Genomic DNA, 18,256 nt, shown 5'->3' on the forward strand with positions numbered 1-18,256 from the left:
ATAATAGTATAGCTCTAAATCATGAAATCATCTTATATAGAAAAACTTTATTTACTAGGAATACTATTAGTTTTATTTTCATGTTCTGACGAAAATAATAATGATTTGGCATCAATAGAAAAGCCAGATATTGAGGTAACGAGTCAAGTTCCCACTGTACAGATTGAACAGGTTATAAATATTCTTGAGTCTTCAATGACGATTACAGCATATATAACAGATAATGGAGGAGCATCGGTATTAAGCCGTGGAATTTCGGTATCAGTTAAAGAAGAGCTTGCAGAAAGCGATACACAATTTGCTGCAAATACTGTCAAAGCTTCAGGAGAGTTTACTGCAGATATTTCTGGTCTTAAAGAAAATACAACATATTTTATTAGAGCATACGCTGAAAATAAAGCAGGGATAGCCTATGGAGATGTTATAAGTGTAGTAACTAAGGCTGAAATAAAGCCGGTTATAATTGTTGACTCTGAAAGTTTTACATCTCAAGATAAATTTGATGAGACTTGGAATATGCTGTACCCGTGGGGATCAGATCATAATGGGTCTGCCCGCATGTTTTCTGATAACGTATCTTTAAAAGAAGGGGGTGTTTTAGAAATAATAGCAAAGTGGACTAATTGGGAATGGGAGGGGTATAGCACAGCAGATCCTCATTTACGTATCACTTTTCATTCCGGAGCAATACATGCTAAAGATAAGATACGTGTTACAGAAGAATTACCCTATTGGGAGATAAGTGGGGAATTTATGGCACCAACTGTTCCCAGTTCATGGCCAGCATTTTGGATAAGTGGCTCAGATTCTTGGCCTCCAGAAGTAGATATTTTAGAATTCAAAGGTACCACATCTAATTTACAAAATACAGTTACTGGTCCGTCTTGGGATAAGACAATATGGACAACTGTTTTAACAGATGTTCCTGATGCGGCAACAAGCTGGCACAGTTATAAATTGATTTTGCGTCGTATTGATGAGATAGATACGGCTGTTAATATGTATATAGATGGAGAGTTGAGATCTAGCGAGATTAAAGATTACACCAATAAACCGTTTTGGCTAATTATTAATATGCAAATGGAAGGAGCTAGCGGAGCAACTAATGATGAGAGTATAGTACGCTCAGAAGATCAGGTTTTTAGTGCGCGTAATATTAAAGTTGTGGCAACCCCTCAAGCTCAAAATTAAAAAAACACTTAAGTTATGAGATTAAATATGAATATAATATATATAAGCAGATTAGCATGTTCAATACTGTTTATTTTCACTTTATTATCCTGTAGTAGTTCTGACAATACAGATGATGTGATTATAGAGTCAAGTCCTACTCCAGAAGAAAATATTGTACAAGCAGTATTAAGTATTCAAGAGGTATCAAATATAGATACATTCAATGCGATTGTACATGCTGCTGTAACTGATGATGGTAATGGCAGTATTTCTGAACGAGGTATTTATTTAAGTACCACTCCTGACTCAAATGAAGGAGACAAATATTTAGCCTCGAGCGTTAAAGGGTCTGGTGAGTTTACGGTGAGTCTAACGGGTTTAAAACAGGTAACTACATATTATGCTAAACCTTATGCTGTAAATGAAGCAGGTGTAGTTTATGGCGATGAGGTTAATTTTAAAACATTAATTGCAGAGTCAGCCTTATTTAATCCGGAAGTGATCTCAATATCTGGTGCTCACGATATTTTTGTAGAAGTAGAACTTATAGATCGTGGAGATTTACCCATTACAGAAATGGGAGTCGTGTGGGGAATTGAAGAAGTACCAACAATAGACAACAATAAAATAATTCACGCTACTATAGAAGATCATTTTAAACTACGTATAACAGATCTTGAAGAGCAGTCGGTATATTTTATTCGTCCTTATAAGATATCTGATGGTGAGGCAGTTTACGGAAGACAGATGATTATTTCTACCATTCCAGAGGGTAATTTTACTTGGTCGTTTAATGGTACCTTAGATTTGAACAATCCTATTCACGCCCGTATAAAGAGTGCTTTCGATGAGGCGACCTGGTACTTTAATAACTTCACTTCAATAAATAAGCATGTCACGGTTAATTATTCACCAGGCACTCCAACAGCTAATGCTAATTTTGACGGGTGGATTAATATGGGGCCAGTTGAAAGTTACCAAAGAACAGGTACAGCATTACATGAAATGGCTCATTCAGTTGGTGTAGGAACACATTGGAAGTATGATGATTTATTTACAGATAATCGTTATAATGGAGAAAGAGCTGCAGAAATCATACAATTGATGAGCGGTGATGATGAGGAATATATTAGAAAATCAGGTGTTCATTTTTGGCCATATGGTATTAACGGAGCTCATGAAGATACGGGTGAAGAAGACTTATACATTACCCACTGTTTAATCTTACAGGGAATGAAAACTGATGGGCTACCTTCAAATTAATAAATTCAAAAGCTGTTAGTTATAAATGTTATTTGTACATTTATAATTTATTCTTATGAGATTGTTTTACTTAAAGTTTTTAGTTCTTTTGATTAGCAGTATAAGCATATTTTCTGCTTGTAAAGGCTTGTCAGATGTTGCTTTTAAAAAAAGTATTATTGGTTCTGGCTGGGCAAACAATTCTATTAATACAGTTATTTTTAGGCAAAATGCGGTAACCACGCACGATAATGTTCAATTCGCAGCTTATTACGATGCAGAATCTTATTTAATACTTGCCAAGAGAATACTTCCTGACGGAGAATGGGAGGTACATCAAACGCAATATACTGGAAATACGAAAGATGCGCATAATGCGATAAGTATCGCTATTGACGGCGAAGGCTATATACACGTTAGTTGGGATCACCATAATAACCCGTTGCGGTATGCACGTAGTCTAGAACCTTTAGGTCTGGAGCTAGGCGAAAAACAAAAAATGTCTGGGATAGAAGAAGCCAAAGTAACCTATCCGCAGTTTTATAATCTTGTTAATACTGAAAAATTACTGTATTTATACCGGTCTGGTGAATCTGGCGAGGGAATATTAGTAGTTAATACATACAATCCTCAAGCTCAAAAATGGTCACAACTTTATCAAAATCTAATAGATGGGGAAGGGGAGCGCAATGCGTATTGGCAGGCTTATGTAGATAAGCAAGGAACAATACATCTTTCTTGGGTATGGCGTGAGACCTATGACGTATCTACAAATCACGACATAGCTTATGCAAAATCTACAGATGAAGGAAAAACCTGGATGCGTTCTACTGGAGAAGCCTATCAATTACCTATCACGCAAGAGACAGCAGAGTATGCATGGAAAATTCCCCAAAATAGCAGTTTGATCAATCAAACTTCAATGACTACTGATGCTTCTGGAAATCCGTATATCGCAAACTATTGGAATGTAGATGGAAAAACCCAATATCAAATTGTTTATCTCGAAGATGGTATTTGGAAAAAAGAAAACTCAAACTTTCGAGACTCTGGGTTTAAGTTAGGTGGTGGGGGTACAAAAAAAATACCAATAAGCAGACCGGAAATATTTGTTCAAAATGAAGGAAATAAAAAGACGGTTTATTTACTTTATAGAGATGACCTGCGTGGTAGCAAAATCACGATGGCCTACAAAAATTTTGCTTCTCAAAATGATTGGAAACTCTTAGACCTGACTGATGTAAGTGTTGGAGACTGGGAGCCCAATTTTGATAAACAGTTATTTAAACAAACCGGAAAATTACACATATTTCAGCAAGAGGTCACTCAGGTTGATGGCGAAGGCTTGACCAATAAAACGGCGACGCCTGTTCAACTTTTAGAATTAGATACTTTACCCTTAAACTAAAAAAGCTTTTTAAAGACAATCAAATAATCGATGAAAAAAACACTAGTTAGTATTTTGACTGTATTCACTTTTTGTAGTGCTATCGCTCAAAACCAGCAAAATGAATGGGAGAATCCTACAGTTTTAGACCGCAATAAAGAAGAAGGGCGTAGTTTCTTTTTTCTTTATGATAGTATGCAAGCTGCAGAAACCCGTACTCCGGAAAATTCCTCTTTATATAAAAGCCTCAACGGTACTTGGAAGTTTAATGTTGTGAAAACTACTTCAGATAGACCTAAGGATTTTTATAAACCTGATTTTTCAGATGCTGCCTGGGATGATATAACTGTTCCTTCAAACTGGGAGACTGAGGGTTTTGACCTGCCTATTTATACAAACGTTCAGTACCCTTTCAAAAAAGATATTCCAAAAATTGATCAAGAATATAACCCCGTAGGGAGCTATAGAACAACGTTTACTATCCCCGAAGATTGGAATGATAAAGAGGTGATTTTAAGTTTTGGATCTATATCTGGCTATGCCCGAATATTTGTAAATGGGGAGGAAGCCGGTATGACCAAGGCATCAAAAACTCCAGCAGAATTTGATATTACAGGTTTACTTAAAAAAGGAGAAAATTTATTAGCTGTCCAGGTTACGCGGTGGCACGATGGAAGTTACTTGGAAGATCAGGATTTCTGGCGTTTAAGTGGTATAGAACGTAATGTGTTTCTTCAAGCCATGCCAAAAACTACTATTTGGGATTTCAAAGTGGTTAGTGATCTGGATGCCAATTATAAGGATGGAATGTTACAAGCAGTTGTAGATATTCGGTCTTTTGAAAAAACCAAGGTAAAAAATGCACGTTTACAGATGGCGCTTTTTGATGAAAAAGGAAACTTGATGTATGCAGAAAAGAAAGCGGTCCCTCGCGAGGGTGGTACAATTTCTTTTGAAAGAACAATTCCTAATGTAGAAAAATGGAGTGGAGAAACACCTACATTGTATACTTACAGTTTAAAGCTCGAAGATAAAAACGGACAAACACTGGCAACTATTGCTGGCCGTACCGGTTTTAGAAAAGTTGAACTTAAAAATGCACAGCTTTTGGTCAATGGCAAAGCGGTAACCGTTCACGGTGTGAACCTTCACGAGCATCACCCGGATAAAGGTCACGTTCCTGACCTTGAAATGACACGTAAAGATTTTGAATTGATGGCACGTAACAACATCAATGCAGTGCGTATGAGTCATTATCCGCATGGGCAGCAGGTTTATGATCTTGCAGATGAATTGGGCTTTTACATTGTAGATGAAGCTAATATTGAAACTCATGGTATGGGAGCAGAATGGCAAGGAAGAATTGATAAGGATAAGCATCCTGCATATCTAGAAGAATGGGCGCCGGCACATTTAGATCGTATTAAAAGAATGTATGAGATGGACAAAAACCATTCTTCCATCATTTTATGGTCTATGGGGAATGAGTGTGGTAACGGTCCTGTTTTTTATGAAGCTTACGATTGGTTAAAAGCTACAGACCCCACACGATTAGTAACTTTTGAACAAGCGGGTCAAAACCGTGATACAGATGTGGTAGCACCTATGTATCCGGGTATTCGCAGCATGAAAGAATATGCAGAACGTACCGATGTAACACGACCATTTATTATGTGTGAGTATTCTCATGCAATGGGTAACAGTAGTGGAAACTTTAGGGAATACTGGGATATTATAGACAGCAGCCCGCATATGCAAGGAGGTTTTATCTGGGATTGGGTAGATCAGGGATTGCGTGCAGAGACTGAAGACGGTCGTGAATTCTGGGCTTATGGTGGTGACCTAGGAGCAGAGAATCAGCCCAACGATGAGAACTTTCTTGCTAATGGACTGATTACTGCAGACCGTGAACCACATCCTTCACTAGCTGAAGTTAAAAAAGTATATCAAAATATAGAATTTGAGCTTAACGGAAATACGCTTCAAGTGATTAATAAATACAACTATACCAATCTTGAAGAATTCAATTTTATTTGGAAATTACTTAAAGATGGTCAGGAGGTTTCAAACGGTACATTTAATGTTTCAGCAGCACCAAAGACTAAAGAAAATGTTGCGTTGAATCTACCCGAAACTATAGATGGTGAGTATTACCTTAGTATTTTTGCTTCGACAAAATCGGGTTCTGCATTAATACCTGCAGGATATAATTTAGCTAGCGAACAATTTAAAGTAGGAGGTACAGACTTTTTTGATGAACCTAAAGAGGTTTCAACAGGAGGAGAATTAGTCTATGAACAAGAAGGTGATTCTTTGATTTTTAGTACTGAAAAAGTAACCGGTATTTTCAATTTAAAAACCGGTAAAATTCAGGAATATAAATTGAAAAGTGATGCTTCTGTAATTACTCAATTTCCACAACCGTACTTCTGGAGAGCTCCTACAGATAATGATTTTGGTAACGGAATGCCAAGTAAACTAGCTGCCTGGAAAGAAGCAACAAAAAGTCCTGTGGTGACCAAAACGCTTGTAGGTTTAAAAACTGAAGCAGGTCTTCCTGTTACAGTAACCTATACTTTACCGAATATAGCTGCGGCTTACACCGTTGATTATTTGATTGAAAATTCAGGAGCAATTAAAGTTACTGCTCACATCGAACTTAAAAATGAAAAAACACCTGAGATGCCTCGTTTTGGAATGCGATTGGTTTTAGATGGGGATTTTGACAATTTAGCGTATTACGGTCGCGGACCTTGGGAAAATTATTCAGATAGAAATGAATCTGCTTTTTTAGGGATTTATACAGACAAAGTAGAAAATCAATTTACATGGACGTATATCCGTCCACAGGAGTCAGGGTATCATACAGATACGCGTTGGTTAACCTTAACTGATGCTTCAGGAAATGGTTTGAAAATAGTAGGAGATCAACCGTTAGGTTTTAGTGCGCTTGATGTTTCTACAGAAGATCTTGATCCTGGCATGACCAAAGCACAAAAGCATCCAACAGATTTAACCGTAGAAGATAAAGTATTTCTTCACGTAGATCTTAAACAACGCGGTTTAGGTGGACTTAACAGTTGGGGACAATATCCTTTTAGAGAATATAGATTAGAGGACAAAACGTACTCATACAGTTATACAATCTCTTTATTTTAATACGTGATAGATGAAAAATATAAGCTTTAAGAAAGTAGTTCAGATTTTAATTTTAATAACAGCACCTTTAGTTTGGAGTCAAGATACGCTTACCCGTGTTACGAGTCCAGATGAAGGCTTGGTAGTTCAGCTTAAGCTTAAAGCAAGCAACATTTTTTATTCAGTAGAACTTGATGGCGAATCTTTTTTGGAAGATTCGCCTTTAGGCTTAATGACTTCGATAGGAGATTTCACAAAAGGATTGACTTTTGAAAATTCAGACATACAAACTATTTCTGAATCGTATGAATTGAAAAATGCTAAAGTGAATCAGGTGAGTTATACAGCAAACGAACTTGTAGCAACTTTCACTAATGCTAAAAAAGATACCTTAAAAGTAGTTTTTAGAGTTGAAGATAACGATATCGCATTTTCTTACAAATTAATAGGAAAAGATCTGAATACTAAAGTTAAGATCTTATCTGAGGCTACAGGTTTTAATTTACCAGACGATGCGACTTCTTTTATTACGCATCAAGCCTTACCGTTAACAGGCTGGGAAGAAACCAAACCTTCTTATGAAGAAGAATATACTTTTGATGAAAAATTAGGAACTCCGTCACAATATGGTGTTGGTTATACGTTTCCTGCGTTATTTAAAAATGCAGAGCAGGGTTGGGTTCTAATTTCTGAAACCGGAGTAGATGGAACGTATCCCGGTTCGCGATTGGGAGAATCTACACAAGACGGATTATTCCCGCTTGCATTTCCTCAAGAAGGTGAGAATAACGGTATAGGAGAAGCTTTTGCAAGTATGGCAATGCCTGCTAGCACACCATGGCGTACCATTTCTATAGGAAAATCATTAAAACCTATTGTTGAGTCTACTATTGCTTTTGATGTTGTAGAGGAACGTTACGAGGCATCTGTAGCTTATAAAATGGGTAAAGCAACCTGGAGTTGGATCGTTTGGCAAGATGCCAGTATGAATTATGACGATCAGGTACTATTTATAGATCTGGCTTCAGAGATGGAGTTTGAGTATATTCTTGTAGATGCTAACTGGGACTCTGTAATTGGTCGGGAGCGTTTTGTTGAATTGGTAAACTATGCCAAATCTAAAGATGTCGAAATTTTACTTTGGTACAACTCTAACGGCTTTTGGAATAATGCTCCACAGACTCCACAAGATTTGATGAATACTGCCTATAAACGCCAAAAAGAAATGGCGTGGCTTCAAGAAATAGGAGTTAAAGGAATAAAGGTTGACTTCTTTGGTGGAGACAAGCAGGTAACCATGCAGCTTTATGAAGATATTCTTACTGATGCTAATACCTATGGTCTTGCAGTTGTCTTTCACGGCTGTACATTGCCTAGAGGATGGCAACGTATGTATCCTAACTTTGTTTCTTCAGAAGCGGTATTGGCTTCAGAGAATTTGGTTTTTACACAAGAAGCTTCAGATATGCACGCGTTTAAAAGCACGCTGCATCCGTTTATAAGAAACTCAGTTGCTTCGATGGATTTTGGTCCCGTATTCTTAAACAAAAAGCTTTCGAGAGATCAGAAAGGAGGCTCTATTCGTAAAACAACAGAAGCTTTTGAATTAGCAACAGGAGTTCTTTATTTTTCACCTATTCAGCATTTTGGTTTAACACCTAATAATCTAGAAGAACAACCTGATTTTGTTTTAGACTTTTTAAAAGAGGTTCCTACAGTTTGGGATGAGATCGTTTACGTAGGTGGCGAGCCGGGAGATTATGCAGCAATCGCCCGTCGAAAAGGTGATAAATGGTATATCGCAATTACAAACGGTGAACAAAAAGATAAAACTTTAGAGCTGAATCTTCCTATGTTGAAAAATACAGAACTTACACTTATCTATGATGCAAAAGATCGCTCAGCAGCAACTAAAACAGTAAAAATAAAAAAGAACGGAACATTTAATATTGATGTTTTGGGAGAAGGTGGTGCGCTACTTATCTCGAAATAATTGAGATTGAAACCCTAATTGATAAATGAAATCTTCAAACCACATACTATTCATTATCCTGATATTTTCAGGGTTTTTGGTTGTGGGGTGCAAAGAAAAGCAGCCTTTATTTTTGGAGAGATCAATAGCAGATACAGGGGTAGATTTTGAAAATACCCTAGTAGAAACTCCAGACTATAACGTTTTGACTTATGAATACTTTTACAATGGAGCAGGAGTAGGTGTAGGTGATTTAAATGGTGACGGCTTAGCTGATGTGTATCTCTCAGGAAACCAAGTTGAAAATAAACTGTTTCTTAATAAAGGTGATTTTAAGTTTCAAGATATCACCCAAAAATCTGGAATTCAGGAAAAAAAGTGTTGGAAAACGGGTGTAAGTATAGTAGATGTTAATGGCGACGGACTATTAGATATTTATTTATCCTATTCGGGAAATGCTCCCGGAGAATCTGCTACGACCCCTGTACGTAAAGATTATAAGGGTCGTTCAAATCAATTATTCATCAACACAGGGAATTCGCCTGAAGGTATTCCGGTTTTTGAAGAAAAGGCTCAGGAATATGGACTATCGGGTATTGGGACTTTCAGTACGCAGGCTTATTTTTTAGATTATGATCTAGATGGTGATTTGGATATGTTTCTCCTTAATCACGCCAATAAATTTTACAATACCTTATTCAATGTCGGTGTTCTTAGAAAAAAACGCCATCCCTATTACGGCAATAAATTATTTAAAAATAACAATAATTTTTTTGAAGAAGTTTCTGAAGAAGCCGGGATTATAGGTTCAGGTGTAAATTTTGGGTTAAGTGCTGCAATAAGTGATCTCAATCAAGATGGCTATCCTGATGTTTATGTGACCAATGATTATGAGGAGCAAGATTTTTTATATTTAAATAACGGTGATGGAACTTTTAAGGAAATAACGAAAACTGTGTTTGGTCACTTGTCTAATTTTGGAATGGGTTCTGATATTGCAGATATCAACAACGACGGATTGCAAGATATTTTTGTGGCTGATATGTGGCCAGAAGATAATTATAGGCAAAAAGCGCTAAAAGGTCCAGATCAATACAATAGATATCAGCGTCTAATAGATAGTGGCTACCATTATCAGTATATGCGCAACACGTTACAATTGAACAGAGGACTTTCTCCTAAAGATTCTATTTTACGGTTTAGCGAGGTTGGGCAACTATTTGGTGTTTCAAATACAGACTGGAGTTGGGCACCTTTACTGGCAGATTATGACAACGACGGTCGTAAAGATTTATTCATAACCAATGGCTTTTTAAGAGATTTCAGCAATCTCGATTTTTTAAATTATACGGTTAATAATGAAGTTCAAAAAGCACAGGATAATCAACAAGCAGTAGATTTACCGAAGCTCATAAGTGAGATGCCTGCAACCAAGATAGCTAATTATGCTTATCAAAATACCGGAAGTCTAAAATTTAAAGATGTCACAAAAGAATGGGGTCTTTCTCAAAAAACGGTTTCTAATGCAGCCGCTTATGCAGATTTTGATAATGACGGAGATTTGGATCTTATTATAAATAATCTAAATCAGCCGGTTCTTCTTTATGAAAATACTGCTCAAAACCAAAAGAATAATTTCATAAAAATCAAGCTTGAGGGAACTACTAAAAATACGCTCGCACTTGGGGCTAAGGTTTATGTCAATTTAGAGAATGGGACTTCTATTTTTCAGGAAGCGTATTACGGTAGAGGATATCAATCTTCAGTAGAGCCCATTATGACTATTGGTTTAGGGGAAGCTGAGCGTATTAAAAACTTACAAGTCATTTGGCCTTCAAAGACGGTTACAGAATTAGATAATCTTGATGTTAACCAAACGCTAACTCTTTCAGAAAAAAATGCCAAGAACTCTTTAATATTTAAACTCATTCCGCAAGACCAATTACTTACTGATATTACACAAGATTCTCAGCTAAATTTTAAGCATACTGAGAATAATTATGTCGATTTTAATACCGAAAGTTTAATTCCCTATCAACTTTCAAGAATGGGAGGTAAGGCAAGTGTTGCAGATGTAAATGCAGACGGTAATGATGACGTTTACCTGGAAGGAGCACGAGGGCAAACCGGTATTTTATATTTAGGAACAGACACCGGAACTTTAGAAGAAAACAATATAAATCAGCCTTGGACAAGTGTTTTAGATAGTTCGCAGGAAGATACTGCCTCTTTGTTTTTTGATGCAGATGGAGACCAGGATTTGGATTTATACATCGTAAGCGGCGGAAATGAGAAGGTTAATGGTGATGCCTATTATCAAGACCGTTTATATATCAATGACGGAAAGGGATCTTTTCGCAAAGCGGAAAATAGCCTCCCGGATATGAAGTTCAGTGGAGGTGTTGTTACAGCTTCAGATTTTGATAAAGACGGGGACCTTGATATTTTTGTGGGTGGTCGCTTGAACGGAAATAGTTATCCCCTTATTCCTCGAAGCACGATTTTGCTTAATGATGGTAATGCAAAATTTTTAGCATTAAGAAATTTTGATCTTGAAAAAGTAGGAATGGTTACTGACGCTGTATGGGAAGATATTAATGCTGATTCCTGGCCAGATCTAGTACTTGTTGGTGAGTGGATGCCTATCACAATTTTTATAAACACAAACGGAATACTTACGAATCAAACGCAAGCTTATGGTTTAGCCGATTCAAATGGCTGGTGGTTGACCATTAAACCTCATGACATTGATAATGATGGGGATACCGATTTTTTATTGGGAAATTTAGGAGCAAATATACCTTTTACGGCTTCGCCTACAGAACCTATGCGTTACTACATTCAGGATATAGATAATAACGGTCGTATAGACCCTATATTGACGCATTACATCAATGGAGTAAGTTACCCCGTTCCTGGTAGAGACGAACTATTAGGGCAAGTTCCGCGTTTGAAAAAACACTATAAAACTTACGAAAGTTATGCTGCTACTTCTACAGATGATTTGCTTAAAACTGCAGCAATCAAACCGCGTTTTACGTATCAAATCAATGAACTCAAATCCTCTTATTTAGAGAATACAGGTGATGGTAAGTTTAAATTGAACGTTATGCCGGAAGAACTTCAGGTTTCTGCAATACAAGATTTTGTAATAGCTGATTTTGATGCTGATGGTCAAAATGAAATATTAGCCGCTGGTAATCTTTTTCCGTTTCGGGTAAATATTGGGCGTCTTGATGCATCTTTCGGTACAATCTTCACCTACGATTCAGGAAAGATTTTAACTGAAGGTTTCACGAATAAAACCTGGTTAGATGGTGATGTGAGATACCTCGCTGTGATGAATTTTAATTCGGGTGAAAAGCGCTTACTGGTAACGCGTAATGATGATTTTGCAACTATGCATAAAATTAAAAATTCACAATAATGCTTGAGAGATCTACAACATATCTGATTACTTGTTTTTTTGTTTCAATAGCGCTCAGTTCGTGTGGTATTAAACCGAAGGAAAATAAGGAAGCTAAAATCCCAATACCTCAGGGTTATGAATTGATCTGGCACGACGAATTCAATTCAGGAGAGAAGCCTGATCCTGATTCCTGGTCGTACGAGCACGGTTTTGTACGCAACAACGAGTTGCAATGGTATCAGGAAGCAAACGCGACCCTAATTAACGGCAACCTGATAATTACCGGTAAACGCGAAGAGCTCGTAAACCCAGATTATAATGCAGGTAGTGGCGATTGGAAAAGAAGTCGAAAAGCAGCTCAGTATACCTCGTCAAGCATCAATACAAGGGGGAAATTCCAATTTCAATATGGTATTGTCGAAGTTCGTGCTAAAATTGATACCGCAAGTGGAATGTGGCCCGCGATCTGGACGTTAGGCATTGAAAAAGGCTGGCCATCAAATGGCGAGATCGATATGATGGAGTACTATCAGATTGATGGAAAGCCACATATCCTGGCAAATGCCGCCTGGGGTGCAAACTGGAAAAACGTTTCCTGGGACAGTGCCAAAATTCCGTTTATTGAGTTTTTAAAGAAAGACCCGCAATGGCCAGAAAAATTCCACAATTGGAAAATGGAATGGACGCCTGATTTCATCAAATTATACCTTGATGACGAACTCTTAAATGAAATTGATTTAGCCAAAACTAAAAATCCGGATGGCTCTAACGGCTTTCACCAACCGCATTATATGTTACTCAATCTGGCGATAGGTTCCAATGGGGGCGATCCTTCTCAAACTCAATTTCCCAAAGAATACCTAGTAGATTATGTGAGAATTTTTCAGAAACACGGTCAAATATTAAATGGAGTTAATAAATGAGAACAGTTAAAGAAGTTTTGATCTTTTGTTGTCTTGCGTTGGTTTTAGGTAGTTTCAAAAGTCAAGCTCAACAAGGAGAGCGGGAGTACATGGTTGAGACTATGCTAAAAATAGCAGATCCTGTTTTAAAGAATTTAGCAAAAGATAAACTTAAGGTTAATATGCCTGTAGAACGTTCCCCGGGCGCATGGGATGACCGCACACACGTTACCTATCTTGAGGCTTTTGGGCGTTTATATTCAGGTATGGCACCATGGTTAGAGTTGGGGGCAGATGACACAAAAGAAGGTAAACTGCGTAAAAAATACATTGACCTTGTGATTCAATGCTTAGAAAATGCAACTGATCCTGATGCTGATGACTTTATGAATTTTAATAAAGATGCGCAGCCTCTAGTGGACGCAGCTTTTTTAGCACAAGGATTATTACGGTCTCCTACTCAGGTTTGGGATAAGTTAGATGAAGAGACTCAGCAAAGCACTATCAAAGCTTTGAAGTCTACACGAGTTATCACACCGTATTACAGCAATTGGCTTTTATTTTCTGGGATGGTAGAAGCAGCTTTAGAAAAATTTGACAAAAGTGGAGATATGCTGCGTATAGATTATGGCTTAAATAAACACAAAGAGTGGTATTTAGGAGACGGGATGTACGGTGATGGCCCAGATTTTCATTGGGATTATTATAACAGTTTTGTGATACAGCCTTTCCTTTTAGATATTCATCAGACACTTCAGGAAACTGGTAAAGGTAAAGACCGGGACTTTAAGCTTGTTAAAGACCGGGCAACACGTTATGCAGGAATTCAAGAACGACTTATAGGTCCAGAAGGTACGTATCCACCTATCGGCAGGTCTTTAGCATATCGCTTTGGTGCGTTTCAATTATTGTCTCACGTAGCTCTTAGAAAAGAACTTCCAGAAGGTGTACAACCAGCTCAAGTAAGAGAAGCTTTGTATACTATGGTCAAAAGGCAAATACAAGCACCAGGGACTTTTGATGAAAACGGTTGGTTAAAAGTTGGCCTATACGGAGCTCAAAATAATATTGGAGAAGGGTATATCTCAACAGGAAGCTTGTATTTATGTTCTGAAGTTTTTCTGATTCTTGGTCTCCCTGAGAATGCTGCTTTATGGTCAGACCCATATGTCGCCTGGACACAGAAAAAAATATGGAGTGGAGAAACCATTTCAATTGATCACGCCCACTAATAAAGACACAAAAAAATCAATATCTAAGAAATGAATTTAAAAAACCATCTAAAAAGTTTTGTACCTCTAGGTTTCAGCACCCTCTTACTCATAAGCTGTAAAAATAGCACTGAAGATAAAGCACAGGTTATAAACCAAGAATCTGTAGAGACAGGATTACCTGAAAGTAAAGATTCTGTATTAAAGATCATAAATTCTGTGAATGAGCACTGGCAAAATACCCATCCTGAACCAGGTTCTGCTTTTTGGCATCCGGCAGCGTATCATACGGGTAATATAGAAGCTTATAAAGTTACCGGTAACAAAGAGTTCTTAGATTATTCTACCGCCTGGGCAGAACATAATGAATGGAAAGGTGCCAAATCGGATGATAAATCGGCCTGGAAATACAATTATGGAGAAACAGATGATCACGTTCTTTTTGGAGATTGGCAAATCGCTTTTCAAACCTATATAGACCTGTATACTTTGGAAGATTCTAAAGACCCTGATAAGATCGCTCGGGCACTAGAGGTGATGGAGTATGAGATGAGTACAGATATAAATGATTACTGGTGGTGGGCAGATGGTTTGTATATGGTAATGCCGGTGATGACCAAATTATATAAGGTAACAGGAAATGAATTGTATTTAGAAAAACTCGATGAGTATTTAACTTATTCAGACAGTATAATGCTTGATGAAGAAACGGGATTGTACTTCCGCGATGCAAAATATGTATACCCAAAACACAAGAGTTTGAATGGGAAAAAGGACTTCTGGGCACGTGGTGACGGTTGGGTTTTTGCAGGTTTAGCTAAGGTGATTCAAGATTTGCCGGCAGATGCTACGCATAGGCATGAGTATATTGATCGTTTCAAGAAAATGGCAGCAACTCTTAAAGAAGCTCAGCAGCCGGAAGGATACTGGACACGAAGTATTCTTGATCCGGAGCATGCACCGGGACCTGAAACTAGTGGTACCGCATTTTTCACCTATGCCTATTTATGGGGATTAAACAAAGGTATTTTGGACGAAGAAACCTATTTACCGGTAGTAAAAAAAAGCTGGGAGTATCTTACTGAGATTGCCTTACAAGAGGATGGTAGCGTAGGTTATGTTCAGCCAATAGGAGAAAAGGCAATCCCCGGACAGGTCGTTGATAAAAACTCTACTGCAGATTTTGGAGTTGGGGCTTATTTACTTGCAGCTTCAGAAATGTATCGCTTTATAGATTAAGAATAAAAAACGATAATATGATACAGTTTAAAAAGATAAATCACGTTGCTTTTCTTTTAGTAATGGTACTTGTTGTGTTTCCTATGGAAGCACAGGAAATAAAACCTGCAAAACAAGTGGATGGCGAAATGCCCTTATTTCAGGTAGAGAACCCCGATTTTAAAACGAGTCCGTATACCGGTATGACCAAAAAACACTGGGAAGATGCCGCACGGTATTTATTGGCTGGTGCTTTTAGTTATATCGACGATCTGGACGACCCCATGAAGTTTCCCAAACTTCCAGGGAAAAGCTACCCGCATGACATCGGTCGGGTGCCTACCGAAAAACTGGAAGGTCTCGTGCGTACCTTATTTGTTGCGGCACCACTCCTCAAAAAAGAACCCGATCTTACTTTAAACGGGATTAAAGTAGCCGAGTATTATCAACATCAATTGCCCAAATTGGCTGATCCTGAAAGTGAAGCTTTTATAAAACCTCGTGGTAATGGCGGCCCCAGTCAAAATCTGGTTGAATATGGTGCGCTGGCGATTTCCCTGTTTATTTCTCCTGAAACGCTATGGGATCCGTTGAGTCAGGAAGATAAAGATGCTCTAGCTGCTTCGATGTTGAGTTATGGCGACGGACCTACCGTGCCTTCCAACTGGAAGTTCTTCAATATTTTTGTACTCAGTTTCTTTGATGCGCAGGGTTATGAAGTAAACAAACCTTTATTGGAAGAGTACCTGCAAAAATCCCTGGATCATTACCGGGGTCAGGGCTGGTATAATGACAATCCGGCTTACGATTATTACAGTATGTGGGCGTTTCAGGTGTACGGGCCTATGTGGGCTTCGGTTTACGGCGATACGCATTACCCGGAGATAGCCAAAGCTTTTAAAACCAATTTTCAGGATTTGGTGTATCATTATCCCTATATGTTTTCTGAAGATGGAGAGATGATTATGTGGGGCCGAAGCATCAGTTACCGAATTGGGTCGATCAGTCCGTTTCCCTTTACCGGAACCCTTCAGGACGACACGATTAATTTTGGTTGGTTGCGCCGCATTTCTTCAGGTACCTTACTTCAGTTTTTACAGAATAAAAACTTTTTGTTAGATCGTATTCCGACTTTAGGTTTTTACGGGCATTTTGAGCCTGCCGTACAGGTGTACAGCGCCCGCGGAAGTGTATTCTGGATGGGGAAAGCCTTTTTGGGGCTTTTGGTTCCTGATGATAATCCGTTTTGGACCGCAACCGAAAATTTAGGTCCCTGGGATACCACTTTTGAAAAAGGCAAGGTGTACAATAAGTTTCAGGCGGCATCCCATATTTTAATCACCGATTATCCTGATATCGGCGCTGCCGAAATCCGCGCCTGGTGCCACGAGAAAAAAGCAGACGACTGGCAGGGCTTTCGCAGTAGCGAGAATTATAACAAACTATCGTACAATTCAGCTTTTCCGTGGCAGGCAGATGGGGAGGATGGCGAAATCTCCATGAACTATGTGTTTAAAAATGCCAAAAACGAATGGGAACCCTGGCGTTTGTATACCTTTAAAAGCTATGAAAATGGCGTGTACCGCCGGGATGCGGTATTGGAAACCAACGATAAAGTGACAATGCAGTTGGCTGATATTCCATTGCCTAATGGAATACTCCGCGTTGACCGTCAGACCAGTCAGGTGACGGTTCAAATGCGTCTGGGTCATTACGCCTTACCGAAATTGGAAGGAAAAGAGCTGAAGCAATCCAAAAAGAAAATAGGCGATACCGAAGCCTATATCGTTGATAACGGAGAGTACCAACTGGCTTTAGTACCGCTTCAGGGCTGGGGAAAAACCGAGTTTGTTTCTGCTGAAGGTCTAAACCCGGTTTCTGAAGAAAGTAAAACCATCAATCTTGCTGCAAGCTTTTTGCCGCAGGCTGCAACCAACATTTACGCCACGCTGATGCTATGGAAAAAATCTGGCGAAACCTTTACCGAAGCAGAATTGATGCCGGTTAATTTAAAAAATACTTCAACCGGTGTTGAAGTTACTTTGGCAGATGGTTCTCAGAAAATTATTCTCTTTTAATTGTAAAAACGATTTCTACGGCTTGAATCAGTGATTGTTAATAAAGTGTTAAATTATCTCTTTTGAAAAGGCGTTTTCATACACTCTTCATACTCTATCCTAGGCTTTGCCTAGGGGATGCCTGGGAGTTGCCCTACTTGAGGCCCGATTTAGCTGTCTTTTTGACCCGTTCTAAAATAGATATATGCATTTAATAAATAAATCCGATTATAGTTATATAAGTCTAATTTTCAATCCTTATGTAAGATAACAAATGGGTCTCAAAAGGGAAAAAAATCATAAATTCTATCTTTTTGATTTATAAAAACTGCCCAACAAATACATTGTTCGGGCTAAAAACTCATAGCATAGTTAAGGAAGAGGGGATATTTACTGATGAAGTAGGTCAACAGGTAAAGTGTTTAGTTTTAAAATGTTGTTGAATGCTTGTTTAAACAGGTTAGTATTTAATAAACAAAGAATAATTATGTATAAACCATTCTTTATTTGATATAGTATATTATGCTCCTTTCTCTTAAATCAAAGT

General features: G+C 38.1%; 10 protein-coding genes. All 10 read left to right on the top strand.

Translation table 11 applies throughout. The annotated features are described in order from the left end of the window. The first annotated feature begins 21 nt into the window (after positions 1 to 21). The 10 genes from DSM02_RS06855 to DSM02_RS06900 all read left to right on the top strand — a co-directional run bounded on the left by DSM02_RS06855 (position 22) and on the right by DSM02_RS06900 (position 17,730). On the top strand, positions 22 to 1,191 hold the full coding sequence (locus tag DSM02_RS06855) for a hypothetical protein (protein ID WP_128764919.1): 1,170 nt from the start codon (positions 22 to 24) through the stop codon (positions 1,189 to 1,191). 27 nt (positions 1,192 to 1,218) lie between these two features. Next, positions 1,219 to 2,436 (top strand): hypothetical protein, encoded by a 1,218-nt coding sequence (locus tag DSM02_RS06860; RefSeq protein WP_128764920.1) that lies wholly within the window; start codon positions 1,219 to 1,221, stop codon positions 2,434 to 2,436. Positions 2,437 to 2,491: 55 nt separating this feature from the next. Beyond that, entirely contained in the window at positions 2,492 to 3,823 is a 1,332-nt protein-coding gene (locus DSM02_RS06865) for a BNR repeat-containing protein (RefSeq protein ID WP_128764921.1), read from the top strand. A gap of 30 nt (positions 3,824 to 3,853) precedes the next feature. Further along, positions 3,854 to 6,961, top strand: a complete 3,108-nt coding sequence (locus DSM02_RS06870; RefSeq protein ID WP_128764922.1) for a glycoside hydrolase family 2 TIM barrel-domain containing protein — start codon at positions 3,854 to 3,856, stop codon at positions 6,959 to 6,961. A 10-nt stretch (positions 6,962 to 6,971) separates the two neighbouring features. Beyond that, the gene (locus DSM02_RS06875; RefSeq protein WP_128764923.1) at positions 6,972 to 8,933 is read left to right on the top strand and encodes a glycoside hydrolase family 97 protein; all 1,962 of its coding nucleotides are present in this window, start codon (positions 6,972 to 6,974) and stop codon (positions 8,931 to 8,933) included. A 112-nt stretch (positions 8,934 to 9,045) separates the two neighbouring features. Next, a complete protein-coding gene (locus DSM02_RS06880) occupies positions 9,046 to 12,339 on the top strand; it encodes a VCBS repeat-containing protein (RefSeq protein WP_240673999.1) in 3,294 nt (1,097 codons plus the stop codon). Next, positions 12,339 to 13,244 (top strand): glycoside hydrolase family 16 protein, encoded by a 906-nt coding sequence (locus DSM02_RS06885; RefSeq protein ID WP_128764925.1) that lies wholly within the window; start codon positions 12,339 to 12,341, stop codon positions 13,242 to 13,244. Before DSM02_RS06880 ends, DSM02_RS06885 begins: the two co-directional genes overlap by 1 nt. Beyond that, positions 13,241 to 14,455, top strand: a complete 1,215-nt coding sequence (locus tag DSM02_RS06890; protein ID WP_128764926.1) for a DUF2264 domain-containing protein — start codon at positions 13,241 to 13,243, stop codon at positions 14,453 to 14,455. Before DSM02_RS06885 ends, DSM02_RS06890 begins: the two co-directional genes overlap by 4 nt. Positions 14,456 to 14,485: 30 nt before the next feature. Further along, entirely contained in the window at positions 14,486 to 15,673 is a 1,188-nt protein-coding gene (locus DSM02_RS06895) for a glycoside hydrolase family 88/105 protein (RefSeq protein WP_128764927.1), read from the top strand. A gap of 17 nt (positions 15,674 to 15,690) precedes the next feature. Next, positions 15,691 to 17,730 carry a DUF2264 domain-containing protein gene (locus tag DSM02_RS06900; protein ID WP_128764928.1) on the top strand — a complete coding sequence of 680 codons (2,040 nt, stop codon included), beginning with the start codon at positions 15,691 to 15,693 and terminating at the stop codon, positions 17,728 to 17,730. The last annotated feature ends 526 nt before the right edge of the window (positions 17,731 to 18,256 follow it).

Origin of the sequence: Leeuwenhoekiella polynyae, assembly GCF_004104075.1 — a bacterium.
Classification (GTDB): Bacteria; Bacteroidota; Bacteroidia; order Flavobacteriales; family Flavobacteriaceae; genus Leeuwenhoekiella; species Leeuwenhoekiella polynyae.